Raw genomic sequence first — 868 nt, forward strand, 5'->3', positions numbered from 1 at the left:
CGGAACCACCGGATCACTAAGCCCGACTTTCGTCCCTGCTCGACCTGTCCGTCTCGCAGTCAAGCTCCCTTCTGCCTTTGCACTCTTCGAATGATTTCCAACCATTCTGAGGGAACCTTGGGGCGCCTCCGTTACACTTTAGGAGGCGACCGCCCCAGTCAAACTGCCCGCCTGACACGGTCCCGGTACCGGCTTACGGTACCCGGTTAGAACCTAGGCACGATCAGGGTGGTATCCCAACGTCGCCTCCACACATGCTGGCGCACATGCTTCTTAGGCTCCCACCTATCCTGTACAGATCGTACCCAAGTCCAATATCAAGCTGCAGTAAAGCTCCATGGGGTCTTTCCGTCTTGTCGCGGGTAACCTGCATCTTCACAGGTAGTAAAATTTCACCGGATCTCTCGTTGAGACAGCGCCCAAGTCGTTACGCCATTCGTGCGGGTCAGAATTTACCTGACAAGGAATTTCGCTACCTTAGGACCGTTATAGTTACGGCCGCCGTTTACTGGGGCTTCGGTTCACAGCTTCGGATTGCTCCTAACCGCTCCCCTTAACCTTCCAGCACCGGGCAGGCGTCAGCCCGTATACTTCGCCTTGCGGCTTCGCACAGACCTGTGTTTTTGCTAAACAGTCGCTTGGGCCTTTTCACTGCGGCCCCCTCGGGCTATTCACCCTACCGAGGCACCCCTTCTCCCGAAGTTACGGGGTCATGTTGCCGAGTTCCTTAACGAGAGTTCTTCCGCGCGCCTTAGAATTCTCTTCTTACCCACCTGTGTCGGTTTACGGTACGGGCACCTTCACCTGGCTAGAGGCTTTTCTCGGCAGTGTGAGATCATGACCTTCGGTACTGTAATTTTCCCTCCCC

At 55.6% G+C, this 868-nt stretch carries 1 rRNA gene; it reads right to left on the reverse strand.

The window, feature by feature from the left end:
* Positions 1-868 (reverse strand): 23S ribosomal RNA (locus AC6I6H_RS22465); the annotation flags it as partial.

This window comes from Gorillibacterium sp. sgz306347, from assembly GCF_059735245.1.